Genomic DNA, 26062 nt, shown 5'->3' with positions numbered 1-26062 from the left:
TTCATGCTGAACGTTTTTCTTTCTATATTGCCGATTTTTTTGTTAATTGTGCTGGGCTATTTGTCAAAGCTTTATGTTAAAGATGTCGCCGTTTTTTGGGGCTTTTCTGACAAATTCGTTTATTACCTGTTTTTTCCGGCGCTGTTGATATTGGATATCAGCGAAGCGGACTTTAGCGGCGCGGACAGCTTCTATCCCGTTGTGGCGACCATTATTTCCACATTGGCCATTGCGTTGATTATTTTCGTTGGCAAGCTGTTTTTCAATACATCGGCGGATCTGTTTACCTCCATTTTTCAGGGGGGAGTCAGGTATAACTCTTATGTATTCATCGCGCTGTCGCAATCGCTGTTCGGCAGTGAGGGGGTGGCGCTGTCCGGCTTCTTCGTGGCGTACATGATCATTCTGACCAACATCATGAGCGTGTTGGTGATGAACCACTACGGCACCGGCAGTAAGAAAAGCCTGAGCGGCGCGCTGCTGGCGCTGACGAAGAACCCGCTGATCATCGGCGCGTTGTTCGGGGTGTTGATGAATCTGTGCAACCTGCATATCACCGGTGCGCTAAAACAGCTGTTCGTTTATCTCTCCAACGCCGCCACGCCGCTGAGCCTGATGTCGGTCGGTGCAGGGTTGATCGTCAGCATGCATATCCGCAAATTGGTTTCCATCTCTTATGCGACCGTGCTGAAATTGGTGGCCATGCCGCTGATTACCATCGCGCTGGTGCACTATTTTGGCGCCACCGGCGTGCCCGCCAGCATCGCCATTCTCTATTCCGCTGTGCCTTGCGCCGGCAACGCCTATATTCTGGCGCGGCAAATGGGGGGCGACCATGAAGCGATGGCTTCCATCATCACCTGGACGACGCTGCTGTCGGTCATTACCGTCACCTTCATTCTGGGCAGCATAGCGCTGTAACGCCGGCGCCGGGCGGCAAGCGCCCGCCCGGCGTTTTCCGATATCCTCCCATATCCTTTCATCACGCTTTACCGCTATGCTAAACGGATAGTGAATGTGAAAAGGATGAATCATTTTGGCAGGAAGTAGCTTACTTACCCTTATCGACGACATCGCTTCGTTGCTGGACGATGTCTCTTTAATGACCAAGATGGCGGCCAAAAAAACCGCCGGTGTGCTGGGGGACGATCTGGCGCTCAATGCGCAGCAGGTGACCGGCGTTAAAGCCGATCGCGAGCTGCCGGTGGTGTGGAGCGTTGCCAAAGGGTCGCTGATCAACAAGGCGATCCTGGTGCCGTTGGCACTCTTGATCAGCGCCTTCGCGCCCTGGGCGATTACGCCGTTGCTGATGGTGGGCGGCGCCTACCTGTGCTACGAAGGGTTCGAAAAGGTGTTCCACAGCCTGAGCCCCGGCAAGCCGGCGCAGGAAGATAAATCCGACGGGCCCGGCGCCAATGAGGACGCTGCAGCTTATGAGAAGCGCAAGGTGAAAGGGGCGATACGTACCGACTTTGTGCTCTCCGCCGAGATTATCGCCATCACGCTGGGCACCGTCGCCGGCGCCACCTTCAGCCAGCAGGTGATCGTCTTGTGCGGCATCGCCGTCGTGATGACACTCGGCGTGTACGGCATCGTCGCCGGCATCGTCAGGCTGGACGATCTGGGGTTGTATCTGAGCCGCAAAGGCAGCGCGTTGGCGCGCTCCCTCGGCGGCGGCATCGTGCGCGCCGCGCCTTATTTGATGAAAACGCTGTCGATCGTCGGCACCGTCGCCATGTTTATGGTCGGCGGCGGCATCCTGACCCACGGTTTGCCGCCGGTACATCATCTGTTCGAAGACTGGGCCTCGTACACCACCGTGGTGCCGACGTTTGGCCATATTCTGCAGGGTGTGGTTCCGGCGCTGTTGAACGTGGCGTTCGGTCTGGTGGCCGGCGGCGTAGTGCTGGCGGTGGTGTCGGCGCTGGGCGCAGCGCGCGCGCGTTTCAAGGCATGATGAAAAGTCTCGCCCCGGGAGGGGCGAGGCGTTTTAAAAAATCAGTTTGAGAACGCCGGTAATCGTCAACAAACCCACGATAAAGATGATGGCGACAATCCACAGAATAATTTTCATTTGATTCTCCCTTACCCGTTAAATGTGGCGCGCGGTTGGCGCTAACTCAATGAAATCATTCTTCACTATAGACGCTATCTCCCCATCGCGCGTCGCCACGCATTCAGGGATGCTGTTTATCACCCGCGCCCAGCGCGCGCTGCATGATGTGGGTGTCGCGCCACTCCCCCAGCTTGAACCCCACCGCTTTTAACGTCCCGACGCTGGTGAAGCCGAGCGACTGGTGCAGCGCCAGCGAGCCGCGGTTGGCGGCGGAGTCGCCGACGATCGCCAGCATCTGGCGCCAGGGGCCTTGCTCGCAGCGGGCGATCAGCGCGCTCAGAAGTGTTTTGCCGACGCCTTTACCCTGTTGCCCCTCGGCGATGTATACCGAGTCTTCTACGGTAAAGCGGTAAGCCGGCCGGGGGCGATAAGGCGTGGCATAGCAGTAGCCCACAATACGGCCTTCGCTTTTCGCCACCAGCCAGGGCAGGCCGGCTTCCTGCACCTTGCTCAGCCGCAGCTGCATTTCCGCCAACGTCGGCGGCTGTTCTTCAAACGAAGCCGCGCCTGTCAGCACGTGGTGGGTGTAAATACGCAGCACGGCGACCATATCGTCCGGCGTGGCGTCGAGGAGGCTGAGTGCGGGGGCTAAGAGCGTCATGGCAAGTCTGTTTACCTTGAAAATCAGCGGATAAACGGCATTATGCGCGCCGCCCGCCGTCGGGGTAAATCGGGTTTTGTTATGGTGAGATAAGACAACCCTATGGGAACGTTCGCCGCGCATCGGCCAGGGTAGAAAGGCTGAGGGGGCAAGAGCGGAAAGATAAGAAATCAGTGGGCGCTTGATAGGCAAAAGCCCAGCTTGGTGGCTGGGCTTCGCAGGTCCCTGAAAGGGAGGGTATAGCATAAGGGCCTTTATCGGCTACGGCGACAATTTCACCTGATTTGTCTGTTTTGTCAACAACAGCGTACTGGTCAGAACAGCATATTGCGGGCATTGATCGACTTAATGACGGCGCGTTGGATGTCAGCAACAAGCTCGCGTGACAGACACTGGGTAAGAAAACCTCTCTCTTTACGGGCTCTGCTCAGCCGTTGACGGCTGACTTGCTGCACCAGATCGCCCTTTGCCCAACGCGTTTGCGGATGAAAGAATCTCATATCTTCGATGAGTTCTCGTGTGATCTCTATGTGCAACCCTTGTTGGATCTTATTCGAATCTCTGGTGGTCGACAGCGGTACGATAATGCAGGCATTGCCGTTAATTTTGCCATTTAACACAACAACTAAACGGTTCTTCACCATTTCTGGCGGAATGTGGCCATCATAAAAGCCGGCTTCATGCGGTTGGCAGAGTGATAGTGGGTAGTTGCCATAGTTGCACTCAAGAATTTCCCCGACCTTGGGGGAAAATTTGATCGGCATCGATACACTCCTTTGTTGCGAACAATCCGTGTTATGGAGGAATGAGCATGCGGGCGTTTTGCGTTGAGAGAAAGGTGTGGCGTAAGGAAACGGCAAATGAAAGTGAAAAATTGCGGATTCGTACGCAGAATCCGCCTTGATGGTGGCCGAATTTACCAGCCTTTCACCGCGCCGCCGTTGAAGATTTTCTCGGCGGCCTTGGCCACTTCGTCCGACTCATAGGCCTTGATGAAGTTCTGCACGTTCGGCGCGTCCTTATTGTCTTCGCGGGTGACGATGATGTTGGTGTACGGCGAGTTTTTATCCTCGATGAAAATGCCGTCTTTGGTCGGCGTCAGGCCGGTTTGATTGATGTAGGTGGTGCTGATAACGGCGACGGTGACCTTCGGATCGTCCAGCACGTGCGGCAGCTGCGCGCCTTCCAGCTCCATGATCTGGTAATGATGCGGGTTGGCACTGATGTCCAGGGCGGTGGGCAGCAGCCCCTTGCCTTGTTTCAGGGTAATCAGGCCGGTTTTTTCCAGCAGCAGCAGGGCGCGCCCCAGGTTGGTCGGATCGAGCGGAATAGCGATCACCGCGCCGTCCGGCAGCTCTTTGAGCGATTTTATCTTTTTGGAGTAGCCGGCCATCGGGAAGACGAAGGTGTTGCCGACCGCTACCAGCTTATAGCCGTGATCTTTGTTTTGCTGTTCGAGGAACGGGCGGTGCTGGAACACGTTGGCGTCCAGTTCGCCTTTGTCGGTGGCGTCGTTCGGCAGCAGCGAACCGCTAAAACCCACCAGCTCGACCTCCAGCCCGTATTTTTCTTTCGCCACCTGTCTGGCGACCTCCGCCACGTCCTGTTCCGCGCCGTTGATGACGCCGACTTTGATATGGTTTTGGTCGGTCTTTTGATCGCAGCCCTGAAGCGCCAATACGGCGGCGAAGGCCGCCGCCAGAGGGGTGATACGCCAGCGTAAGGTCATCGAAGTCTCCCTGAAAAGAACAATAAAATCAGTTGTTTTTTGTTCTTACAGCTAAGCCTGAACTGCCGATGAAGTCAAACGCTCGTTCAGCATAAACGGCTATAGCTTATAGCCGTTATGCGGCGGGGGGATTATCGGCTGAGCGAACGCAGCACCACGATGCCCGGCGTAGCCATCACGTAATCCATAAAGGGCGAATCGACCACCTGCATGTTGGCCTTGCGCGAGGAGGCGTTGCGCAGCACCGGGCCGTTGTCGGTCATCACGTAGATGCCGGTGTGGGTGACATCCAGCCCGTCCAGGTTGGTGTAAATGCCGATATAATCGCCGGTGCGCAGTTGGGCCAGCACCTTGTCGTCGACGTTGTCGCTGGGGATATAGGTCACGCTGCGCTGTACGTTGGGTAAACCGGGCAGGTAGCTGCTGCCGTCCGCCTTCTGGTTGAGGTTTTTCACGAGGGTGACGGCGTGCGGGCTGAGCTGCGCGGTGATGTCTTCGGCCACCTTGTGCGGCCGCTGCGCCCAGTCGGTGAAGAAGTGCTTGCGCTGCGGGAAGGCGATTTTGCCGTCGACGTAGCGGATGTCTATCAGCCGCTGTACGAACTCGCCCTCGCTGCGGGCGGTGCTGAGCGCTTCCACATAATCGATGTAGGTGAAGCAATCCAGCCCGCGGAAGTCGATCACCAGCTGCTCGGGCGTGTTCTGCGAGCCGATCAGGCGATTGGCGAGATAGGGGGTGCCGAGAAACTCGCGCGAAATCAAATCGACGGTGCGGCCATGTGGCTGAGCGGCGGGCCAACCGGCGCGCAGCGCGAGGATCTCACGCAGCTTGCTGCGGGTGCTGGCGTCCATCTCCGGCTGCACGCTCGGCGGCGCAACGGTGACGTCGGGCGGCGGCGTTGCCGGGGTGGGGCGCTCGGCGCATCCGCTCATGGCGATAGCTAACATCAGTAAAACAACCTTGTTCTTGTTCATACGGCCCTCCATGGGTGTCGCTGGATTATCATAGTAAGTGATAACAGTTCTCATCCGATGGTAGGGGTTAAAAAGTAAACATAACCTCAATGAGGCCCGATAAATCAGTAACCGATTTCGTTATTGAACGGCAAATACCAGAACAGTGCGATCTCGTGATCGGCGATCTCCGGCTCGGCGCGATACAGTAAACGATCGATGCCGCCGAGGATAAACCCGTAATGCTGGTAGCAGCGGCAGGCCGCCAGATTGTTGTTCTGCGTTTCGAGCATCATACCTGAGGTTTCCTGCAGCCGTGCCCACTGTTTGGCGCAGTCCAGCAGCGCCCCGGCGATGCCCTGACGGCGCGCGTGAGCGCTGACGGCGATCTCATCGATCAGGGTGTAACCGTTCCAGTTTTTGCTCAGCGTGATATGGCCAACGGCTTCGTTCTGGCGATACGCCAGGAAGGTGACGCTGTCGTCGTTGGCGAGCGGCGCCAGCGGATACTGTTTGCGAAACGGCGCGACCGGGCGGGTTGGCCAGCTGTCGACCGGGCTGTCGAACTGCGGCAGGGCGTAGCTGGCGACGGTAAAGCTGAAATCGCCGCAGGCCAAATAATCGGCGGGCAACGCCTCAATGGCCGTGATGCGGATGGCCGGGTTCATGACGGCAGCTCCCGCAGCAGGCGCGCCGGGTTGCCGGCATAGATCCCCTTGCGGGTGATATCGCGGGTCACGACCGCCCCGGCGCCGATCACCGCGCCACTGCAGATCTCCACCGCCAAGACCGTGGCGCCGGAGCCGATGGACACCCGATCGCCGATGCGCGTGCGCCCCCAGCTGGCTGGATCGGCATTGGGCGCACCGTCTTTGAACAGATCGTTGGCGAAGGTGACGCCGTGGCCGACAAAGCACTCTTCGCCGAGCGTGACGTATTCGCAGATAAAGCTGTGCGACTGAATTTTACTACGCGCGCCAATGCTGACGTGGCGCTGGATCTCGACGAACGGGCCGACGAAGACATCGTCGCCGAGCCGGCAGCCGTACAGATTGCAGGGCTCGACAACGGTGACGTTGCGCCCGGCGTCGACGTCGACGATCCCCGCCTGGCGGGTGGTGATAACGGATGGCATAACCTTCCTCACAGTCTGGATTTGATGGGGGGAGTATAAGACAAAGCGCCGCGGCGTTGCGCTTTCCGCACGTTTTTTCGCCGAAAGACTATAATTAGTACAGGGGAGAGAGCCCCGTGGCCGCAATCCTCGCACGGGTAGCTGTCCGTCGGAGGTGTGAAATTCGTTCGCCGATCGCGGCCTACGGCGAGATAGGAGGTGTCTCATGGTCAGTCATGTTTGGGGACTTCTGGCGCATCCCAGCGCCGAGTTCGAACAGATCAAAAGCGAGAATGAAAGCGTCTCGCACCTATACACCCATCACGTGTTGCTCTTGGCAGCAATCCCGGTGGTCTGCGCCTTTATCGGCACCACCCAGTTGGGCTGGCTCTCCGGCGAGGGACATGCCATCAGGCTCGACATGTTTACCGCGTTTTATACCGCCGTGGCGTTCTACCTGCTGATGCTGGCGGGCGTAGCGGCCATGGGGAAAGTCATTCACTGGATGGCGCGGCGTTATGAATCGCGCCCAAGCCTGCACCGCTGCATGGTGTTCGCCGGCTACGTGGCGACCCCGATGTTCCTCAGCGGGGTGGTGGCGCTTTATCCGGTTGTCTGGCTGTGTCTGTTTGTCGGCATTATCGGCCTGTGCTATTCGGGCTATCTGCTGAATCTGGGGATCCCGCACTTCCTGAATATCGACAGTAAGGAAGGGTTCATCTTCTCCAGCTCGACCTTCGCTATCGGCATTCTGCTGCTCGAGCTGCTGCTTGGGGTGACGGTGCTGCTGTGGGGGTACGGTTCCTGGTTGTTCTGAGTTAACGGTAGTTGTTGTCGCCCCCGCGCCGGTGGAACGGCGCGGGGGCTTTTGCTTTTATGCGCAGCGGAAAACCAGCATCACGCCGAGCACGATGCCCGCCATGCCCAGCAGGCTCAGCGCGGCTAACGCGTGGCCGAGCAGCAGGTAATCCAGCAGGGCGGTGACCGCCGGGATCAGATAGAACAGGCTGGTGACCTGCACCAGGTTGCCGCGCTGGATCAGGCGATACAGCAGGAAAGTCGCCAGCACCGAGATCACCACCGCCATCCACAGCAGCGGCAGCACGAACTCAGGCCGCCAGTCGACCCGCAGCGGCTCAAACGGCAGCGCCAACGCACACATCAACAGCCCGATAGCGTACTGCAGCGGCAAGACCGCCAGCGGCGGCTGGGCCATGCCTTTTTGCAGCAGGGTGCCGGCGGTCATGCAGCCCAGAGCGATAAAGGCGAACAGCATGCCGCTCGGCGAGAAGTTGGCCACCATCAGGCTTTGGTACACCACCAGCGTCAGCCCGGCCAACGCCAGCACCAACCCGCAGGCGCGCAGCCCGGCGCAACGCCGTTCGGTGATGAACTGGGTGAGGATCGGCTGTACGCCGAGCAGCGTCGCCAGCACCCCGGGCGTAATGCCCTGTTCCAGCGCCAGCAGATAACAGATCTGATAGCCGCCGATCATCAGCACGCCGATCAGCGCGACGCGTCGACGAGTGCCGGGGGCGGGCAGGCACTGGCGCCGCCACAGGCCGATAGCCAACAGCACCGCCAGTGCGATGGCGCAGCGGAAGAACAGAAAAGCGAAGGCGGAAGCGTGTTCCAACCCCCAACGGGAGAAAATAGCGCCGCTGCTCCAAAGCAGGACGAACAGCGTAGCCAGGCCGGCATTGGCCCAGAGAGAAGGTAATCGCATATCAATTTCACCTGTCGTGAAAATTACAGGCTCCGGCGCGCGCGGCGGTCTACGCCTGAACGCAACAGATCAACATAAGCCGGAGGTAAAAAGTCGGTTTGGCTTAGCGCACGACCACAATGCGTGGCGGGTAAGCGGCAACCGCTGAAACGACAGAGGAAACGGCGGGTGGAGCGGAGGAAGCACACAGCAAAACGACGGCCGGGGCGGTCGCGTTGGTGGGATCTGTGCTGTGCGCAAAGTGAGTCATTTAGGTTCCTGCACATCGGGAATGAAATTAACCGTTTCAAACATAACCAAGTTCGCCGTGGGACGCAATCGTAAATCGCAGGCACGTTAATGATAATGAAAATCATTATCATTAATTAAAGGATATGTTATGTTGCTTTAACGGCGCAATTTTGACGCAAAAGCAAGCCGCAGCGGAGTGGATACCCTGTTCCGGCTTGCGCGCTGAGTGCGTATGGCAAGAGACGTTGCGATTCGCTTTTGCAGAGGGCGGGCAATCGTGATAGAAATAGTGATATGTTATAATATAACAAATGATGCATGATGAACCCAATTCACGACATCCTCCACGTTGATGGGGTGAGCCTGACCGGACACGGCGGGGCATTGATACTCGACAACATCCATTTCGCGCTCCGCGCCGGTGAGAAGCTGGCGGTGATCGGCCCCAACGGCAGCGGCAAGTCCAGCCTGTTGCGCACCCTGATCGGCGAAACGCGGCCGGACAGCGGCGGCATTTACTGGCGAGGGCGCGCCTTGTCAAACTGGCCGGCGGCGGAGCGCGCCAAAAGCATCGCCTTTCTGGCGCAAAACGATCTGCCGGATTTAAGGCTGTCGCTTGAGGATTATGTCGCCTTAGGGCGTTTGCCATTTGGTGAGCAACCGGCGGCGGCGAAGCGCATCGTTGACCAGACCATCGAAGAAACCGGGCTGGGGCCGCTCAGGCGCCACCCGCTGGGGCGGCTCTCGGGCGGCCAGCGTCAGCGCGCTGCGCTGGCCCGGGCGTTGGCGCAGTCTCCCGACCTGTTGCTGCTGGATGAACCGACCAATCACCTCGATCCGCCCGGGCGCTCGGCGCTGCTGTCGTTAGTAAAAAATAAAGATATCGCCGTGATTGCGGTTCTGCACGATCTGCCCGTGGCGGAGGTGTTTGCCGATCGGATCCTGGTGCTCAACGAAAGCCGCCAGGTGGCCTGCGGTTCGCCCGAGGCGGTGTTGCAAACGCCGGTGATTTTGCCGGTGTTCGGCATGCAAAGTTTCAATGTAGCGCATCCCGTCAGCGGGAAAACGCTGCGTATTTTTGACGTTCCCCATTGCGCTTGATAAACCAGAGAGAAACATGAACACACGCGTATTCATCCTGCTTATGCTGCTGGCCGCCAGGTCGGCGGCGGCCGAAAGTTTTCCCGTCACCGTAGACAGCTGCGGTACGCCGGTCACCTTTAACCAGGCACCGCAGCGCGCCGTTATCAACGATATCAACATGGCTGAGATGGCCTTTGCGCTCCACCTGCAGGATCGGATCGTCGGGCTGACCGGCATCACCGGTTGGTACAAACTGACGCCTGGCTTCAAGGCCGCGATGGGCGCGATTCCCGAACTGGCACCGAAATATCCCGCTTTGGAAACGTTGCTGGCGGCACAGCCGGATTTCTTCTTCGCCGGCTGGAATTACGGCATGAAGATCGGCGGCGACGTCACGCCGGAGAAGCTCGCCCCGTTCGGCATCAAAACGCTGGTGCTGAGCGAGAGCTGCGTACAGGCCGGTGGCCGGCCGCAGAAGGTCGATATGAACCTGCTGTATGACGACGAGCTGAAGCTCGGCAAGATTTTCGGCAAGCAGCGAGAGGCCGCCGCGTTGGTTGAGGGCTGGCAGCGCCGGTTAGCTGCGCTTCCCGCCAGGCCGGCGGGGCAGGCGCCGCTCAAGGTGTTCGTCTATGACTCGGGAGAGGAGAAACCTTTCACCAGCGGCAGATACGCCATGCCGACGGCGATCATCGAGGCGGCGGGGGGCCGCAACGTGATGGACGGTTTGCCGGCGAGCTGGACGACGGCGTCCTGGGAGGCGGTGGCGGCGGCAGAGCCCGACTTCATCATTCTGCTGGATTATCAGACCGGGTCAGGCGCCGATGCGCTGCGGCGTTTCCTCGAGTCTCATCCGTTGATGAAATTGACGCCCGCGGTACAGCATCATCGTTATCTGAAACTGCAGTATGCGGAGCTGACCCCGGGGCCGGCCAACATCGGCGCGGTTGAAAAGCTGGCGCGGGCGCTGTACGCGCCGGCTAGCGAATGAACTCGCCGACCGGGCGGTTTATGCTGCTCGCGCCATTGGCGTCGTTGGCATTGTGCGGGTTAATGATCTGGAGCCTGCAGCTGGGCAGCGTCGTACTGTCATGGCGGCAAACAATGGCGGCATTGGGGTTTTCATCTGCGCCCCTCTCCGGCATGTTGGACACCATCGTCGTGCAGTTGCGCGTGCCCAGGGCTCTGTTGGCGGCGCTGACCGGCGCCGGGCTGGCGATGACCGGTGCACTGCTGCAGACCACCACCCGCAACGAACTGGCCGATCCTTTTCTGTTTGGGCTCTCCTCCGGCGCCTCCGCCGGGGCGGTGCTGGTCATCACGCGCTTCGGCGATGCGCTGGGCGCGCTGACGTTGCCGCTGTCCGCTTTCGTCGGCGGCATTCTGTCCGCGATGGCGGTGATAATCCTGTTTCGCGTCAGCCGGGTCAGGCGCGCCGATCAGCTCATCGTCTGCGGCCTGGCGGTCTCGTTTTTGTTCAGCGCGCTCACCAGCTACCTGGTGTTTTCCGGCGATCAGCGAGCGGCCGGCTCGGTGTTGTTCTGGTCGCTCGGCGGATTGGGGCTGGCGCGTTGGGATAACCTGGTCATTCCGCTGGTGAGTTTCGTGCTGCTGGCCGGGTTTACGGCGCTGCGTTGGCGGGCGCTGGACTCGCTGCTGGCGGGCGAGCAAACCGCCCACTCGATGGGGGTCAACGTGGCGCGCCTGCGCACCGAGACCTTTCTGTGCTGCGCGCTGTCTACGGCGTTCCTCGTATCGCTGACGGGGGTGATCGGTTTTGTCGGGCTGATGGTGCCTTATCTGGCCCGGCGCCTGGTGGGCGTGCGCCACCGTTTGTCCGTGCCGATGTGCGGCCTGCTGGGGGCGATGCTGCTGACCGGCGGAGACATGCTCAGCCGCAGCCTGATCCCCAATCAGGAACTGCCCATCGGCATCATTACGGCGGGGCTAGGGGGGGCGTTCATCGTCTCCTTGCTGCTGCGCGCGGAACGATGAACTTCAATAGAGTTCCAGATGCAGGCGCTGCTGCTCAATCAGCGTTTGCCAAAGGTTTTCCGCCCCGCAGGCTTGTTCCAGCGCCGTCGCCACGGCATGTTCCAGATATTGGCGATTGCCGCACAGGTAGACATGTGCTCCCCGTCGCAGCAGGCCGCTGATGACATCGGCATGATCGTCGATCGCATGCTGCACATAATATTTGGCGGCGGCGTCGCGAGAGAAAGCGGTGATGAGACGCGTGAGTACGTCCGCCGCATTCAGTGCAGCCAATTCCTCGTGATACAGAAAATCTTCATCGCGCCGTTTCTCCCCGAAGATCAGTACGGTTTCGCGCCGTTCTCCCTGGGCGGCCATTTCGCGCAGTAAGCCTATCAAGGGCGCGATGCCGGTACCGGTAGCGATAAGCAGCACCGGTACGGTGGTATCGCGCGGCAGGTAAAAGCCGGGGTTGGCGCGGCAGAAGAGGCGGAAAGGGCCAGAGTGGCTGAGCAGCCATCCGGTCGCCGTGCCGCGCCGCGTGCGGCCGCCGTGTTCATAATGAATGTCGCGCACGCACAGATCGAGGCTCTCTTTCCGCGCAGCTGAAGCGATGGAGTAGGCGCGCGGCAGGCAAACGGGCAGTAGCGCCAGCAGGTTCTCCAGTGTGATCGCGTGCGGCGGGCAAAAATCGTGCAGCACGTCCAGCAGATCGGCGCCGTACAGAGAGTTCTCCAGGGCTTTGCGCTGACGGATCTTAAGCAGGCCTTTGAGATCTTCGCTGTCGGCCAACTGTGCCAGTTCGCGCAGCGTCGTTTTGCTGAGCTGGCGCAGCTCCCGGCGACGCAGCGCGTCGACGGCCTCCGGCCTGCCCAGCCAGTCAGCCAGCCGGATCAATAATCCTTCGTCGTTTTCCGGCAACAGATAGACGGTATCTCCCGCCCGGTAAACGATGCCGCTGTCGGCGATATTCAGCCGCAGATGCCAGGCTTGCGGCGTGCGTGCACTGAGCGGCCGCCGTTCGAGGAGGGCGGCGCTGAACGCATGGTCTTCACCGTAGGCGGTTACGCGCAGATGCAAGTCTCGGCCGGCCTGGGCATTGCCGGCCAGCACCTTATCCAGCGTCGTCAGCCAGGTCGTGAAGAACGGTTCGAAGTTAACGTCGGCGTCGACGCGATTGATAATGGCACGGGCGCCGTATTGCGTCAGGCGCGTATCCAGCGCCTGCGTGAAGCCACAGAAATGCGGGTACGCGGTGTCGCCAAGACCGAAGATGGCGTAGCGCAACCGATGGTGATCCGGCCATTGCGTCAGCGTGTCGGAAAAACGTTCGGCGTTGGCGGGCGGCTCGCCGTCGCCAAATGAGCTCGAGACGATCAGCAGGGTATCACGCTCGCCCACATCGGCGGGCTGGATGGCGTTGAGTTCTTTCACGACGGGGTGGTAGGGTTGCAGGCTGCTTTGTTCACCCAGGCGCATCGCCAGCGCCCGGGCGTTGCCCGACTCCGAACCGTAACCAATCAGGATGCGTTCGATGAGGTCGGCCATAGTGGTTACTTGTCGTAGTGGTTGTCGAACTGTTCTTTGGCAAACTCCACCGATTCGAAGTCGGTCATCAGATCGTTGATCACGCGGCGGATGCTGATATAGGCCTCGATATTGCCCTGGGCGTCATACAGCGGCTGCACCGTGGTGTCGACCACGTACAGCACGCCGCCCTTGCCGATGTTCGGAATGATGCCGGTCCAGATGCCGCCCGCCTTGATGGTGTCCCACATCGCTTTGTAAACCGCTTTCGGCACGGAAGGGTGGCGCACGATGCTGTGGGGCTGGCCCACCAGCTCCTCCCGGGAAAAGCCGGTCAGCTGACAAAACAGATCGTTGACGTAGGTGATGGTGCCCTGCAGATCGGTGGTGGAGATCACCATCACTTTATCGAGCGCGGCCAACAGTTTGGCGGAATCGAGGGTCTGACTCATGGTAGGTTCCTTCTCATTAACAACTTCGCGGTGAATGCCACGGCGGATGTCATGTATCCGTCATGACAGCTTTGTAATTGATTCTCATTTGCAATGAATGGTAATCGGGAAATTTATAAGTTGCAATAAAAATGCATCTTTAAAGGCGCAGAGAGATCACGATGAGGCAGGCGGGGGGGAGAGTAGGCCCGCGCCGGGTGCGGCGACGGGCCAATCACGCGGTCTTAGCGGGGATCTTCGGCCCAGCCCTTGCGTTTGCTGGTTTTGCCGATGCCGGGGTTGAAGCTGTTGGTCGGATCGGCGGTGCGGTAGAACGCCTGCAGATCCGGTTTGGCGTGGTAGAGATGGCCGACGTTATGCTCCGCCGGATATTCGGCGCCGCGCCGGTTGAGGATCTCGAGCATCTTTTCTTTCAGCGCGTGGCTGTCGACGCCTTTTTTCACCACATAATCCTGGTGGAACACGTGGCACATAAAGTGGCCGTAATACAGCTTGTGCACCAGTTGGCTGTCGATCTCCGGCGGCAACGTTTCGAACCAGTCGGTGTCGTTACGGCGCAGGGCGATGTCCAGCGCCAGAATATCCTCCACCTTGTCGGCGTGTACCGCATGGTAGCGCACGGCGGCGCCGGCGGCGGCGAAGCGGTGCAGGAAGGCCTTTTTGCCCTCGTCAGGCGTGCAGGCGAAGAAAGCGCCCTCGGCCTGGGTGAAGTACTCGGTCAGGTAGCGCTGCGCTTCGTCTACGCCGGGGCCGGCCATCTTCAGCAGCAGGTGATGCTCGAAACGTTCGCGGTATTCTTTCATACGTTTCGGCAGGTGGCTCGGCGCCAGATGGCTCAGGCCCTGCATCAGCCGGTCGGTCAGGTTGTGCGGCAGCAGCGGCAGCTTGTTGAGGCTGGCGTCCATGCGGCCTTTCAGGGTGAAGAAGCGCGGCATCTGATCGGTGCCGAGCTTGTCGATCATCATAAAGGTGTCTTTGCCGTAGACCTCGGCGATGTCGAAGATATCGCGGTGCATGTATTCACCGGCCACCGGCAGGTTGTCGAACTGGCTCAGCATGTGGCGGCGCAGTTCGGTCAGCACCGCGGTGTCGTTGGTGCCGATATAGAACACCTGCTCTTTGCCTTCCTTCTCGAAGGTGTCGAGCCGCACCGCGAACACCGCCAGCTTGCCGGCGCAGCCGGAGGCTTCGTACAGACGGCGTTTATCGGCGTTGAAGCGGGAAGGGGTGTCGGCGTCGACGTCGCGCACCCGGCTGGCGTACTCGTTATCCGAGGCGCGCAGCTCGCCGAATTCGACGTCCTCCGGGCGGTAATCGCCTTTTTCCAGCCGGGTGAGGATCTCTTCAGGCGTGTCGCCGAGGCGGATGCCCAGATGGTTCACCAGGCGCAGCTGGCCGTCTTCACCCAACTGAGCGTACAGCGCCATTTCGGTATAGGCCGGGCCGCGTTTCACCAGCGAGCCGCCGGAGTTGTTGCACACGCCGCCGATCACCGACGCGCCGATACAGGAGGAGCCGATCACCGAATGCGGCTCGCGGCCGTAAGGCTTGAGCAATTTTTCGAGGTGATGCAGGGTGCTGCCGGGAAAACCAACCACCTGCTTACCGTTATCCAGCACCTGAATATGATCGAGGCGCAGGGTGCTGACGATGACGATATCGCGATCATAGTCGTTGCCGCTGGGGGTTGAACCTTCGGTCAGGCCGGTGTTGGCGGCCTGCATGATGACGATTTTGTCGGCGGCCACGCAGGCCTGCAGAATGCGCCACAGCTGCAGCAGGCTGGTGGGAAACACCACCGCCAGCGCCTGGCCTTCGCCGGAACGGAAGCCCTTGCGATACCGTTCGGTGTTGCGATCGCCGGTCAACAGCTGCGGGCCGCCGACGATGTCTTTAAGCTGGTTGAGAAATGCCTGATTGCCTGACTGCATGCTGCCTGTCTCCCTGTCATTCCCGTCGCTTTAACCGCGGCGCCGGAGTGCCGCATATAAGCTAAGAGGTTATCAATTAAATAACTTATTAAGCTATCAGCTTGCTAGGCTAATGGCCTGCGGGTTTAGTAGCGCTCGGCGTAGCCGGCCCGACGCTCTTCGTCGCGCAGCGTCAGGATCTCCACGCCGTCGGCGGTGACCGCCACGGTGTGCTCCCACTGCGCCGACAATTTTTTGTCGCGCGTCACCACCGTCCAACCGTCTTTCTTCTGCTTGATGCGGCGATCGCCCTGGTTGATCATCGGCTCGATGGTGAACACCATGCCTTCCTGCAGCACCATACCGCTGCCGGGTTGGCCGTAGTGCAACACCGCCGGCTCTTCGTGCATGTCGCGGCCGATGCCGTGGCCGCAATATTCCCGCACGATGCTATAGCCGGCCTGTTCGGCGTGCCGCTGGATGGCGTGGCCGATATCCCCCAGAGTGGCGCCCGGTTTTACCGCGCGAATGCCTTGCCACATCGATTCATAAACGTTGTTCACCAGCCGTTTGGCCAGCGGCGTCACCTGGCCGATGCAGTACATCTTGCTGGAGTCGGCGATGTAGCCGCCGTTTTCCAGCGTGATGTCCACGTTGACGATCATGCCGGAACGCAGGATTTTGCTGGCCGACGGCACCCCGTGGCACACCACGTCGTCGACTGAGGTGTTGAGCACATAGGGGAAATCATACTGCCCCTTGCTGGCCGGGCGCGACTTCAATTCTTCGACGATAAACGCCTCGGCACGGTCGTTGATCTCCATGGTGGAGATGCCTTCGACAATCACCTCATCGAGCATAGCGAACACTTTAGCCAGCAGGGCGCCGGAATGGCGCATTTTGGCAATCTCTTCCGGCGTTTTAATCACAATCTGTTTCACCCGACAATCTCCTTCAGCGTCAGCGCGTTATCTTTCATCATTTTTTTTACCAGTTGCGGGTAGGTCAGCTCCGGATGGAACTCCGCCAGCATACCGATCTTGATCCAGTACTCGGCCTGCGCGTTGATCGAACGCGTCATGGTCAGGCTGGCGAGGCGCAGATCGTCATGCAGCGCGTCTGAAATTTTTACGATGCCCATCGGCGTCTCCCTAAGTGAACAATATATGAAGTGTATACGTTTAGGATGGTGGCGATGTGGCATTCTGTGGCGTAAGAAGATTCTGGCAACAACGATTGCCGCCGCCAGGCAATGCGTTTATTGTGATGAACGACTTTTTTGCCATGATTTTTCAGAAGGATTTAAGGCGTGACTAAACTACGTGTTGGGGTGATTTTTGGCGGTAAATCGGCGGAGCATGAGGTGTCGCTGCAGTCGGCCAAAAACATTGTGGATGCAATCGACAAAGAGAAGTTCGATGTCACGCTGCTGGGGATCGACAAACAGGGGCAGTGGCACATCAACGACGCCTCCAACTACCTGCTTAACGCCGAGAATCCGGTGCTGATCGCGCTGAACCGCTCGAACAAGAACGTGGCGCTGATCCCGGGCCAGGAAAAGCAGCAGCTGATCGAAGCGGGCAGCGCCGGCGCGCTGGGCCAGCTCGACGTCATCTTCCCGATCGTGCACGGCACGCTGGGGGAGGACGGCTCGCTGCAGGGGCTGCTGCGCATGGCCAATATGCCGTTCGTCGGTGCAGGGGTGCTCGGCTCGGCGGTCAGCATGGATAAAGACGTGACCAAACGCCTGCTGCGCGACGCCGGGCTGGCGGTGGCGCCGTTCGTCACCCTGACGCGCGCCAACCGCGCCGGGTTTACGTTTGAGCAACTGAGCGAGCGCCTCGGCCTGCCGCTGTTCGTCAAGCCGGCCAACCAGGGCTCGTCGGTCGGGGTCAGCAAGGTGGAAAATCGCGCCGAGTTCGACGCGGCGGTGGCGTTGGCCTTCAGTTTCGATCACAAGGTGCTGGTGGAGTCGGCGATCGTCGGCCGCGAGATCGAGTGTGCGGTGCTGGGCAACGACGACCCGCAGGCCAGCGTGTGTGGCGAGATCGTGCTGAGCGATGCCTTCTACTCCTATGACACCAAATACATCAATGAGCAGGGTGCTCAGGTGGTGGTGCCGGCGGCAATCGCGCCGGAAGTGAGCGACCACATTCGCGAAGTGGTGCTGAAGGCGTTCCGCGCGCTGGAGTGCTTCGGGTTGGCGCGGGTTGATGTGTTCCTGACGCCGGACAACCAGGTGGTAATCAACGAAATCAACACGCTGCCAGGCTTCACCAACATCAGCATGTATCCCAAGCTGTGGGCCGCCAGCGGCGTCAGCTATCAGGCGCTGATCACGCGTCTGATCGAATTGGCGCTGGAGCGTCATCAGCAGGATCGCGCGCTGAACAGCTCAGTGTTCGATCGCTAAACGCGCTGGGGGGCGGCGGTGCCGCCCCCGTCCATCACTTCACCGTCACGTCGATATCGCCGAAATACTTCTTCGACAGCGCCGCCACCGTGCCTTGCTGTTTCACTTTGGCGATGGCGGCGTCCAGTTTTTTCTTCAGCGCCTCATCCCCTTTGCGCAGGCCGAAGGCGATGCCTTCACCGAGGATCTTGTCGTCGTGCACCGCCGCGCCGACGAAGGCGAAGCCCTTGCCGTCCGGCTGCGACAGGAAGCCGCTTTGCCCCGACGGTGCCATTACCAGCGTGGCATCGAGCCGACCGGCCGCCAGATCGAGATAAACCTGATTCTGATCCTGATACGACACCACGTCCACACCCGCCGGCGCCCAATGGGTTTTGGCGTAGATCTCCTGAATCGATCCTTGCAGCACGCCCACGTGTTTGCCCGCCAGCGTTTTGGCGTCCGGCAGCAGGCCGCTGCCCGCTTTGGCGATCAGGCGGTTCGGCACCTGATAGATGGCGTCGGTAAAGGCGATCGCCTGACGCCGCTGTTCGGTCACGTTCATCGCCGAGTTGATGGCGTCGAATTTGCGTGCCTGCAGCGCCGGGATCAGGCTGTCGAACGAGGTTTCCACCCAGCTGCATTGCAACTGCGCGGCGGCACATACCGCGTCGCCCAGTTCAATGTCGAATCCTTCCAGTTTGCCGCTGGCGGATTTGGATTCGAACGGCGGATACAGTGCTTCCACGCCGAAGCGCAGGCTGTTTTCCGCCGCGGACGAAGCGCCGGCGGCCAGCAGGCATCCGGCGGCGAACAGCGTTTTCAGAGCTTTCATAGGCAGTGCCCCTTTCCCATGGTCGGACAAAAAATTACACCTGGCTCAGGCGGCGCGCGCCTTCCAGCAGGGTCTCGTTATCTTTGGAAAAACTCAGCCGGATTAGGCCGGTATCGGTGCCGTCGCTGTAGAACGCCGACAGCGGGATCGTCGCCACCTTCGCTTCGCGGATCAAACGCACGGCGAAATCATTGTCGCTTTCGTGACTGAAGCCGCTAAAACGGGCCAGCATGAAGAAGCTGCCGCGGCTGGGCAGCAGCTCAAAGCGTGAATCCTGCAGGGCGCTGGCCAGCAGATCGCGTTTTTGTTGGTAAAACGCCGCCAGCCCCAGGTAGCTCTGCGGGTTGGCGAGCGCGGCAGCGAAGGCGTGCTGCATCGGCGTATCGGCGGAGAACACCATGAACTGGTGCACCTTGCGGATCTCGTCCATCAACGCCGCCGGCGCCAGGCAATAGCCGACGCGCCAGCCGGTGACGTGGTAGGTTTTACCGAACGACGACACGATCACGCTGCGTTCCGCCAGCTGCGGGTAACGCGCCATGCTGTGGTGAATATCGCCGTCGAACACCACGTGCTCGTAGACCTCGTCGGACAGGATCACGATGTCGGTGTCGCGGGTCAGGGCGGTCAGGCGTTCGATGTCGTGCTCGTCAAACACCGCGCCGGTCGGGTTGTGCGGCGTGTTGACGATGATCATGCGCGTTTTGCCGTTGATGGCGGCGGCCACTTCGTCCCAGTCGACGCGAAAGTCCTGCAGCGAAAGCTTGATCGCCACCGGCGTGGCGCCCTGCAGGCGCACGATCGGCGCATAGCTGTCGAACGCCGGTTCGAAATAGATCACCTCGTCGCCGGGGTGCACCAGCGCGCTGATCGCCGAGTACAGCCCTTCGCTGGCGCTGGCGATCACCGTGATTTCTTCGTCGACGTCATAGCGCGCGCCGTACAATCGTTCAGCTTTTTCCGCCAGGGCAGCACGTAACGCCGCCACGCCGCTCATCGGCGCGTATTGGTTATGACCTGCGCGCATGGCTTGCGCCGTTGCCTCGACAAGTTGCGGATCACCGGCGAAGTTGGGCGCGCCCTGCGACAGATTGAGGGCCTGATGTTCGGCGCTGAGTTGGCCAATGACGGTGAAAATGGTGGTGCCGACGTCCGGCAGCTTCGAGCGGGAAGAGCAGGCGCTCTGCATGATGGGCTCCAGGCAAACAGGGAAGTGTTGAGCGATTAAGCATCAGCCGGCGTAGGCGGACAAGGGAAAGTTTGTCATACTTGCCATGCATTCAGATCATGGCTAATCGAGGCACGCTATGCCGATATCCCTGCCGTCGCTCGACGTGTTGAAAACCTTTGTGGTGGTGGCGCAACGCCTCAACTTTACCCATGCCGCCCGGCAGCTGCACCTGACGCAGGGGGCGGTCAGCCGGCAAATCCTCGGACTGGAGCAGCGCCTGGGCTATCCGCTGTTCAGCCGCCAGGCGCGCGGTCTGGCGCTGACGCCGCAGGGCGCGCAGTTGCTGGCGCCGGTGCAGCAGGCGCTGGGGCAGTTGGATGAAGCCCTGACGCGGGCCGCCGCCCCGCCAGGGGCGCTGCGCATCAAATGCCCGACCTGCGCCATGCGCTGGGTGTTGCCGCGTATCATTCGCCTGCAGAATGAACGGCCGGACATGCACATCGAGCTGACCGCCTCGGTGTCGCACGGCCTGGATTTCAGTACCGAGCAGTTTGACGCCGCGGTGGTGTTCGGCCGGCCGCCGGGTAAAAAGCTGACCGCGCACCTGCTGTTCGATGAAATTCTCACGCCGGTCTGCACGCCGACGTTTCTGCCGCCGACGCCCCGGCTGGCGGATTTGACGGACCAAACCCTGCTGCACCCGACGCGCGATCGGCGCGACTGGCTGCGCTGGCTGAAGGCGGCGGGCGCCGATGCGCTGCCGTCCGGCAAGGCTCAGCATTTCGATACCCTCGATCTGGCGATGAGCGCCGCGCTGCAGGGGTTCGGCATCGCCATCGGCGATCTGTGCCTGCTGGAGGAGGATATTCAGGCGCAACGCATCGTCACGCCGTTCCCGCTCTGCGTCAGCAGCGGCGCGGCCTATTATTTGGTCTATCCTGAACGCACGGTGGCGCCGCCGGCGTTGACACAGCTTATCGATTTTCTGACGGTTGAGGCCGCCGGCAGCCGCGCCCGGTTACAGAATTACCTGCCGATAACCTGTAATGCTTTGTAAACATTACCGATGCGAATTCCCTTGGCGATGAAACAGAGTGTGGCAAACTGTTTCTTCACTCCGATTAAACTCCGCGGCGTTGGCGGCGGAAACACGCCTGAGATAAAACAAGATGAAATGGCTTTGTGTGGTGAGTATGTTGTCCGGTCTGGCCCTCAGCCCGGCTTTTGCGCAGGAAACGCCGATAGCGCAGGGCATCCACGCCCAGCAGCGCGACGCCTTCGTGTCCCATTTGATGAAGCAGATGACGCTGGAAGAGAAGATCGGCCAGCTGCGGCTGATCAGCGTCGGGCCGGATAACCCGAAAGAAGCGATCCGCGAGGGCATCCGCAACGGGCAGATCGGCGCCATCTTCAATACCGTCACCCGGCCGGATATCCGGGTGATGCAGGATCAGGCGATGCAGCTCAGCCGCCTGAAAATTCCGCTGTTCTTCGCCTATGACGTGGTGCACGGCCAGCGCACGGTGTTCCCGATCAGCCTGGGGCTGGCGGCCAGCTTCGATCTGGAGGCCATTGCGCTCAGTGCCCGGGTGGCGGCGCAGGAGGCCAGCGACGACGGCCTCAACATGACCTTCGCGCCGATGGTCGATATCACCCGCGATCCGCGCTGGGGCAGGGTCTCCGAAGGCTTCGGCGAAGACACCTGGCTGGTATCGAAAATCGCCAAAGTGATGGTCGACGGTTTCCAGAACGGCGATCCGGCCAAGCCCGGTTCGGTGATGGCCAGCGTCAAGCACTTTGCGTTGTACGGCGCCGTCGAAGGCGGCCGCGATTACAACACCGTCGACATGAGCCCGCTGCGCATGCATCAGGACTATCTGCCGCCTTACAAAGCGGCGGTGGATGCCGGCAGCGGCGGGGTGATGGTGTCGCTCAACTCGGTGAACGGCGTGCCGGCCACCGCTAACCCGTGGCTGCTGAAAGATCTGTTGCGCGACCAGTGGGGCTTTAAAGGCATCACCATCAGCGACCATGGCGCAATTAAAGAGCTGATTAAACACGGCGTGGCCGCCGACGCGCGTGACGCGGTGCGCCTGGCGATCACCTCCGGCGTCGATATGAGCATGAGCGACGAGTTTTACGACAAATACCTGCCGGGTCTGGTGAAAGACGGGCTAGTGCCTGAAAGCGACATCGATCGCGCCTGCCGCGACGTGCTGAACACCAAGTACGACATGGGGCTGTTCAAGGATCCGTATGTGCATCTGGGGCCGGTGGGTTCCGATCCGCAGGACACCAACGCCGAAAGCCGCCTGCACCGCGCCGAAGCGCGGGTGGTGGCGCGCAAGACGATGGTGCTGCTGAAGAACGATAAGCAGACGCTGCCGTTGAGCAAGCAGGCGACCATTGCGCTGGTCGGGCCGATGGCCGACAGCCAGCGCGACGTGATGGGCAGCTGGTCGGCTGCCGGGGTGGTCAAGCAGTCGGTCACCCTGCGCGAAGGGCTGGAGCGGGCGGTGGGCGACAAGGCGCGCATTCTTTACGCCAAGGGCGCCAACGTCACGCAGGATAAAGGCATCATCGACTATCTCAACGAGTATGAACCGGCGGTGGCGTTCGACACCCGTTCGCCGCAGCAGATGATCGACGAAGCGGTGCAGGCGGCGAACAAGGCCGACGTGGTGGTGGCGGTGGTGGGCGAATCGCAGGGCATGGCGCATGAGGCCTCCAGCCGCGCCGACATTACGATTCCGCAGAGCCAGCGCGATCTGATCGCCGCGTTGAAAGCCACCGGCAAGCCGCTGGTGCTGGTGCTGATGAACGGCCGGCCGCTGGCGCTGAGTTGGGAGAGCGAGCAGGCGGACGCCATGCTGGAAACCTGGTACAGCGGTACCGAAGGCGGCAACGCGGTGGCTGACGTGCTGTTCGGCGACTACAACCCGTCGGGCAAGCTGCCGATGACCTTCCCGCGCTCGGTCGGCCAGATCCCGATGTACTACAACCACCTGAACACCGGCCGGCCGTTCGGCAAGGAGAACCCCGGCAAGTACACCTCGCGCTACTTCGATTCGCCTAACGGCCCGCTGTATCCGTTCGGTTACGGCCTGAGCTACACCACCTTCAGCCTGTCGGATCTGAAATTGTCCAGCCCGACGATGGCGCGCAACGGCAAACTAACTGCCAGCGTCACGCTGAAGAATACCGGCAAGTACGACGGCGCCACGGTGGTGCAGCTGTACCTGCAGGACGTGACCGCCTCGGTCAGCCGGCCGGTGAAAGAGCTGCGCAACTTCAAGAAAGTGACGCTGAAGGCCGGCCAGTCGCAACAGGTTGAGTTGCCGATTAGCGAAGAGGATCTGAAGTTCTACAACGCCAGCCTGAAGTGGGAGGCGGAGCCGGGTAAATTCAACGTGTTCGTTGGCCTGGATTCCGACAACGTGCAGGCGCAAAGCTTTACGCTGAAGTAAGTCTTCCCCCTCTTTCACTGCGGTGGGAGAGGGGTACCATCCATTCCCGCCAACGTCATCGGAGCCTGTCTCATGAAACGTTATCTGGACTGCAGCGCCAGCGATCTGGCCGATATCGGCAAAGCCGATCTGCTCTATGCCATCCGCGCCAGCGAAGGGCGCATCTTGGTCAGCGAAACCATTGCGGTCACTCAGCCGCTGCTCAATAACGTCACCAACGCCGAACTGGCGGCCAGCCAGGGCGCCGACCTGCTGCTGTTGAACCTGTTCGACGTCGATCAGCCGCACATCGCGGGCCTGCCCGCCGACGTGCCGCCGCAGGAGGCGCTGCGCACGCTGCAGCGGCTGACCGGGCGGGTTATCGGGGTGAATCTGGAGGCCGTCGATCCGGCCTTCGCCACCGAACATAACGATTTCTGGCAGATGACGGCGGGCCGCGCCGCCACCGCCGAGAATGCGCGCAAGCTGTATCAGCTCGGCGCGCGCATGGTGGTGCTGACCGGCAACCCGAACAACGGCGTCAGCAATCAGGCGATCGCCGCCGCGCTGAAAGCGATCCGCGACGAAGTGGGCGACGAGATGGTGCTGGTGACCGGCAAGATGCACGGCGCCGGCATCGTGCGCGAAAGCGGCAGCCAGCTGATCGGCGAGCAGGATATCGCGCTGTTCGTGGAGAACGGCGCGGACATCGTGTTGTTGCCGGCGCCGGGCACCATTCCCGGCATGTCGCAGGAGAAAGTCGCGGCGTTGATCGCTTTTGCCCAGCGGCAGGGCGCGCTGGCGATGACCGCGATCGGCACCTCGCAAGAGGGCGCCGACGTGCAGACCGTGCGGCAGATCGCGCTGATGAGCAAAATGGCCGGGGCGGATCTGCACCATATCGGCGATACCGGCTATCTGGGGCTGGCGCTGCCGGAAAACATCTTCGCCTACAGCGTGGCGATCCGCGGCGTGCGCCACACCTACAGCCGCATGGCGCGCTCGGTGAACCGCTAAGCCTGGGGTTTTTGCGCCGTTACGATGCTGTAGTAGCCGAGCGACGGTATCACCTGCGGCGTAGTGAAGCCGACGTCGCGCAGCAGGTCGCTGATTTCCCTGCCGGAGTATTGGCGGCCCTGCGTCGTCCAACTGAGCATCAGAAGATTGTAACCGGCGAGAGTTGGCGGGCCGCCGTCGTCGTCGAATAGCGCCTCGTGTATCACTATTCTCCCGCCGACGGGCAGCGCGTCGTAGCTTTTCTGCGCCAGAAAACGGTTTTTATCCGGCCTCCAGTCGTGGAAAACATTGGAATACACATGCAGATCGGCGGCGGGATAAGGATCTTGCCACATGTCGCCGCAGCAGCTGGTGATACGCGAGCTTAAACCGTATTGCCGGGCGTAGTCGTCCGCCAATGGGCCTATTTCCTGCAGGTCGAACACGATACCCATCAGCTCGGGCCAATGAGTTACCAGGCCGATGGCGTGTGCGCCGGAAGCGCCGCCGATATCCAACGCCACGCGATGCGCTGCCAAAGGAAGCCGCGTCGGCCAAACGCAAGCGGAACCGATGCTCAGGCTGTGCATGGCGCGCGTGAATTGGCGCGCTTTTTCCGCATCGAACTCGTGCGTGGCGAAGACTTCTGGTTCGCCATAGGCCTGTGAGGTGTTTTTCCGAATGGCGCACTCCATATTTTTTAACGAGAAGGTTTCACTGTTTTCATACAGTAAATCCCAATAGTAACCAAAGTAATGAGGGCTCTTTTTTAGCAGAAAGCTTTCGGTTTCGGGTGCGAGAGTCAATTTTCCGCCGATGGGGATAATTAATTTTAAAGATTGCAACGCCGTCATCAAGGCTTCAGCCGGTCGTCTCTCCAGATGCGCTGTGAAACAAATGTCTGTTAACGTGCGGGGATATTCAGCGATAAACTCAAATATACCCAGGCGATGCGCGATAAGCACCGCCGGATAAAGATATAAATTCATCGTGATATCGAGAATGCTCTGGTTGTCGCATTGCGGCGGCAGGATGGCCTGTTGCATGTGAGCCCTCTCTCACTGTGCCATGGGGCGTTCTAACAGGCTATGCCATGCCAGTGGTTTTCGCAAAGCGCGGCGCGGAGACGAACGCTTTCGTTGAAAATAATCTCTTCATGAAATTATTTATTATTCGTATTTTTAACGATAATGCCTGACGAGAGAGAAATAGCGCAGAGCCGGGGATTATTACCCAATCATGCGTTTTTATTTTATCAGAGGTTAACTTAATCACAGTTATTAACGCGTTAGGGTTGTGTTAATCTAGGCCGTCGTTATACCGTACCGGTATTCACATTCTTTTTGTGAATAATTCAAACTTAAATACTTCATTATTAAAACGAGTTAACAATGAAAAAAACTATTCTGACCGGCGTGATTGCCGCGACCCTGGGCCTGTTCAACACCGCTAACGCCGAAGGGATGGACCCTGCCGCATTGAAAAACGTCTATGACATTACGCGTAATACCAGCGGGCTGATGTCTTACTGCGTCGATAAAGGTTTCCTGAAAGCGGACAGCATCGACAACGCCAAGAAAATGGTGGCCTACGTGGCCGCCATTCCCGGCGGTGTCGACACCCGCGATGGCGACAAGCGTGAAGCGATGGGCCGTGAAGGCAATGTGCTGAACGACGACGGCAAAGTGGTTGCGTTGGAAAAGGAAGCGCCACAGGGTCTGCAGGCGTGGTGCCAACAGGCTGACGAAGGCATTCGTCAGGGGCTGACCTCTATCGGCCAATAAGCGTTTTTCACGCATTCTTTGC

General features: G+C 60.1%; 26 protein-coding genes. 11 read left to right on the top strand and 15 right to left on the bottom strand.

The window, feature by feature from the left end; translation table 11 throughout:
- Nucleotides 1–3: 3 nt before the first annotated feature.
- A complete protein-coding gene (locus tag ACRAWE_RS13245; RefSeq protein WP_198635659.1) occupies nucleotides 4–921 on the top strand; it encodes an AEC family transporter in 918 nt (305 codons plus the stop codon).
- Nucleotides 922–1036: 115 nt separating this feature from the next.
- Complete coding sequence (locus ACRAWE_RS13240; RefSeq protein ID WP_025160017.1) at nucleotides 1037–1957, top strand: DUF808 domain-containing protein; 921 nt, start codon at nucleotides 1037–1039, stop codon at nucleotides 1955–1957.
- 220 nt (nucleotides 1958–2177) lie between these two features.
- Here ACRAWE_RS13240 and ACRAWE_RS13235 read toward each other — a convergent pair whose 3' ends face one another.
- The 6 genes from ACRAWE_RS13235 to ACRAWE_RS13210 all read right to left on the bottom strand — a co-directional run bounded on the left by ACRAWE_RS13235 (nucleotide 2178) and on the right by ACRAWE_RS13210 (nucleotide 6534).
- Nucleotides 2178–2717, bottom strand: a complete 540-nt coding sequence (locus tag ACRAWE_RS13235) for a GNAT family N-acetyltransferase (RefSeq protein ID WP_025160016.1) — start codon at nucleotides 2715–2717, stop codon at nucleotides 2178–2180.
- A gap of 314 nt (nucleotides 2718–3031) precedes the next feature.
- Nucleotides 3032–3481 (bottom strand): type II toxin-antitoxin system PemK/MazF family toxin, encoded by a 450-nt coding sequence (locus ACRAWE_RS13230; RefSeq protein ID WP_019453949.1) that lies wholly within the window; start codon nucleotides 3479–3481, stop codon nucleotides 3032–3034.
- Between the two features lie 152 nt (nucleotides 3482–3633).
- Nucleotides 3634–4446: a MetQ/NlpA family lipoprotein gene (locus tag ACRAWE_RS13225; RefSeq protein ID WP_019453948.1), complete on the bottom strand. Its 813-nt coding sequence runs from the start codon at nucleotides 4444–4446 to the stop codon at nucleotides 3634–3636.
- A gap of 131 nt (nucleotides 4447–4577) precedes the next feature.
- On the bottom strand, nucleotides 4578–5420 hold the full coding sequence (locus ACRAWE_RS13220) for a DUF1460 domain-containing protein (RefSeq protein ID WP_063918953.1): 843 nt from the start codon (nucleotides 5418–5420) through the stop codon (nucleotides 4578–4580).
- A gap of 104 nt (nucleotides 5421–5524) precedes the next feature.
- Nucleotides 5525–6067, bottom strand: a complete 543-nt coding sequence (locus tag ACRAWE_RS13215; protein WP_019453946.1) for a GNAT family N-acetyltransferase — start codon at nucleotides 6065–6067, stop codon at nucleotides 5525–5527.
- A complete protein-coding gene (locus tag ACRAWE_RS13210) occupies nucleotides 6064–6534 on the bottom strand; it encodes an acyltransferase (protein ID WP_019453945.1) in 471 nt (156 codons plus the stop codon). Before ACRAWE_RS13210 ends, ACRAWE_RS13215 begins: the two co-directional genes overlap by 4 nt.
- Nucleotides 6535–6739: 205 nt before the next feature.
- Between ACRAWE_RS13210 and ACRAWE_RS13205 the strand changes: the two genes are divergently transcribed.
- On the top strand, nucleotides 6740–7330 hold the full coding sequence (locus tag ACRAWE_RS13205; protein WP_019453944.1) for a Yip1 family protein: 591 nt from the start codon (nucleotides 6740–6742) through the stop codon (nucleotides 7328–7330).
- A gap of 57 nt (nucleotides 7331–7387) precedes the next feature.
- On the opposite strand, the gene ACRAWE_RS13200 is transcribed toward ACRAWE_RS13205, so the two are convergent.
- Nucleotides 7388–8239, bottom strand: a complete 852-nt coding sequence (locus ACRAWE_RS13200) for a DMT family transporter (protein WP_019453943.1) — start codon at nucleotides 8237–8239, stop codon at nucleotides 7388–7390.
- Between the two features lie 615 nt (nucleotides 8240–8854).
- Between ACRAWE_RS13200 and ACRAWE_RS13195 the strand changes: the two genes are divergently transcribed.
- The 3 genes from ACRAWE_RS13195 to ACRAWE_RS13185 are packed head-to-tail and all read left to right on the top strand — an operon-like array spanning nucleotide 8855 to nucleotide 11548.
- Complete coding sequence (locus ACRAWE_RS13195) at nucleotides 8855–9571, top strand: ABC transporter ATP-binding protein (RefSeq protein WP_432525590.1); 717 nt, start codon at nucleotides 8855–8857, stop codon at nucleotides 9569–9571.
- A gap of 16 nt (nucleotides 9572–9587) precedes the next feature.
- Nucleotides 9588–10544, top strand: a complete 957-nt coding sequence (locus tag ACRAWE_RS13190) for an ABC transporter substrate-binding protein (protein ID WP_197667314.1) — start codon at nucleotides 9588–9590, stop codon at nucleotides 10542–10544.
- Nucleotides 10541–11548 (top strand): FecCD family ABC transporter permease, encoded by a 1008-nt coding sequence (locus ACRAWE_RS13185; protein WP_309531000.1) that lies wholly within the window; start codon nucleotides 10541–10543, stop codon nucleotides 11546–11548. Before ACRAWE_RS13190 ends, ACRAWE_RS13185 begins: the two co-directional genes overlap by 4 nt.
- Before the next feature lie 3 nt (nucleotides 11549–11551).
- On the opposite strand, the gene ACRAWE_RS13180 is transcribed toward ACRAWE_RS13185, so the two are convergent.
- From ACRAWE_RS13180 to ACRAWE_RS13160, 5 genes are all read right to left on the bottom strand, one after another.
- Complete coding sequence (locus ACRAWE_RS13180; protein ID WP_432525457.1) at nucleotides 11552–13075, bottom strand: flavodoxin domain-containing protein; 1524 nt, start codon at nucleotides 13073–13075, stop codon at nucleotides 11552–11554.
- A gap of 5 nt (nucleotides 13076–13080) precedes the next feature.
- Entirely contained in the window at nucleotides 13081–13506 is a 426-nt protein-coding gene (locus ACRAWE_RS13175) for a PAS domain-containing protein (protein ID WP_019453938.1), read from the bottom strand.
- A gap of 224 nt (nucleotides 13507–13730) precedes the next feature.
- Nucleotides 13731–15437, bottom strand: coding sequence for a D-lactate dehydrogenase (dld, locus tag ACRAWE_RS13170; protein WP_211130083.1), 1707 nt, complete (start codon nucleotides 15435–15437; stop codon nucleotides 13731–13733).
- Nucleotides 15438–15562: 125 nt separating this feature from the next.
- A complete protein-coding gene (gene map, locus ACRAWE_RS13165) occupies nucleotides 15563–16357 on the bottom strand; it encodes a type I methionyl aminopeptidase (RefSeq protein WP_019453936.1) in 795 nt (264 codons plus the stop codon).
- Entirely contained in the window at nucleotides 16354–16557 is a 204-nt protein-coding gene (locus ACRAWE_RS13160) for a ParD-like family protein (RefSeq protein ID WP_006324220.1), read from the bottom strand. The genes map and ACRAWE_RS13160 overlap by 4 nt, the downstream gene beginning before the upstream one ends.
- A 168-nt stretch (nucleotides 16558–16725) precedes the next feature.
- On the opposite strand from ACRAWE_RS13160, the gene ddlA reads away from it, so the two are divergent.
- Nucleotides 16726–17829: a D-alanine--D-alanine ligase gene (gene ddlA, locus ACRAWE_RS13155; protein ID WP_432525455.1), complete on the top strand. Its 1104-nt coding sequence runs from the start codon at nucleotides 16726–16728 to the stop codon at nucleotides 17827–17829.
- A 34-nt stretch (nucleotides 17830–17863) separates the two neighbouring features.
- On the opposite strand, the gene ACRAWE_RS13150 is transcribed toward ddlA, so the two are convergent.
- Nucleotides 17864–18643, bottom strand: a complete 780-nt coding sequence (locus tag ACRAWE_RS13150) for an ABC transporter substrate-binding protein (protein ID WP_019453935.1) — start codon at nucleotides 18641–18643, stop codon at nucleotides 17864–17866.
- A 34-nt stretch (nucleotides 18644–18677) separates the two neighbouring features.
- Nucleotides 18678–19832, bottom strand: coding sequence for a pyridoxal phosphate-dependent aminotransferase (locus ACRAWE_RS13145; RefSeq protein ID WP_019453934.1), 1155 nt, complete (start codon nucleotides 19830–19832; stop codon nucleotides 18678–18680).
- Between the two features lie 118 nt (nucleotides 19833–19950).
- On the opposite strand from ACRAWE_RS13145, the gene ACRAWE_RS13140 reads away from it, so the two are divergent.
- The 3 genes from ACRAWE_RS13140 to ACRAWE_RS13130 all read left to right on the top strand — a co-directional run bounded on the left by ACRAWE_RS13140 (nucleotide 19951) and on the right by ACRAWE_RS13130 (nucleotide 24277).
- Nucleotides 19951–20871 carry a LysR substrate-binding domain-containing protein gene (locus ACRAWE_RS13140; RefSeq protein ID WP_074054796.1) on the top strand — a complete coding sequence of 307 codons (921 nt, stop codon included), beginning with the start codon at nucleotides 19951–19953 and terminating at the stop codon, nucleotides 20869–20871.
- A 112-nt stretch (nucleotides 20872–20983) separates the two neighbouring features.
- Nucleotides 20984–23281, top strand: coding sequence for a beta-glucosidase BglX (gene bglX / locus ACRAWE_RS13135; RefSeq protein WP_154746737.1), 2298 nt, complete (start codon nucleotides 20984–20986; stop codon nucleotides 23279–23281).
- Nucleotides 23282–23353: 72 nt separating this feature from the next.
- Nucleotides 23354–24277, top strand: coding sequence for a PEP phosphonomutase (locus ACRAWE_RS13130; RefSeq protein ID WP_019453931.1), 924 nt, complete (start codon nucleotides 23354–23356; stop codon nucleotides 24275–24277).
- Here ACRAWE_RS13130 and ACRAWE_RS13125 read toward each other — a convergent pair.
- The gene (locus ACRAWE_RS13125) at nucleotides 24274–25302 is read right to left on the bottom strand and encodes a methyltransferase (protein WP_019453930.1); all 1029 of its coding nucleotides are present in this window, start codon (nucleotides 25300–25302) and stop codon (nucleotides 24274–24276) included. The two genes, ACRAWE_RS13130 and ACRAWE_RS13125, sit on opposite strands and share 4 nt — an antisense overlap.
- A gap of 345 nt (nucleotides 25303–25647) precedes the next feature.
- Here ACRAWE_RS13125 and ACRAWE_RS13120 point away from each other — a divergent pair, with 345 nt between their 5' ends.
- Nucleotides 25648–26040, top strand: a complete 393-nt coding sequence (locus ACRAWE_RS13120) for a hypothetical protein (RefSeq protein ID WP_019453929.1) — start codon at nucleotides 25648–25650, stop codon at nucleotides 26038–26040.
- The last annotated feature ends 22 nt before the right edge of the window (nucleotides 26041–26062 follow it).

It is taken from the genome of Serratia sp. BFP-2025 (genome assembly GCF_050880365.1).
Taxonomy (GTDB): Bacteria; Pseudomonadota; Gammaproteobacteria; order Enterobacterales; family Enterobacteriaceae; genus Serratia; species Serratia surfactantfaciens.
The sequence above is the reverse complement of the archived record's forward strand: the minus strand, read 5'-3'. Positions and strand labels throughout refer to the sequence as shown.